The following is a 339-nucleotide window of genomic DNA, read 5'->3' on the forward strand; positions in this document are numbered from 1 at the left end:
CAATTATGTTCATACCGCATCAGGTACAGACAAGAATTATGACTTAATATTTGTTGATGGTATCTTGCATATTGCTAAAGCCAAAGCGACTGTAACTGCGAATAGTGTATCAACTGTTTATAACGGTAAAGATCAAACAGCATCAGGCTTTACAGCAAATGGCTTGGTGAATGGTGAGGATGCATCAGTATTAGCAGGTGTAACATCATCGTCAGTAACGGCTAAAGATGCAGGCAATTATGTCATACTGCATCAGGTACAGACAAGAACTACGATCTGACCTTTGTCGATGGTGCATTGGATATCGCCAAAGCCAAAGCAACAGTAACTGCGAATAGT

Annotated in this window: 1 protein-coding gene; it reads left to right on the top strand. The window is 40.4% G+C overall.

All coding sequences use genetic code 11. The features are described from left to right. On the top strand, positions 1 to 280 hold a 280-nt coding region (locus tag ACINWC743_RS08275), incomplete at its 5' end, for an MBG domain-containing protein (RefSeq protein WP_009585093.1). Between the last annotated feature and the right edge of the window lie 59 nt (positions 281 to 339).

The sequence above is a fragment of the Acinetobacter sp. WC-743 genome (assembly GCF_000335555.1).
In the GTDB taxonomy this organism is placed as follows: domain Bacteria; phylum Pseudomonadota; class Gammaproteobacteria; order Pseudomonadales; family Moraxellaceae; genus Acinetobacter; species Acinetobacter bereziniae.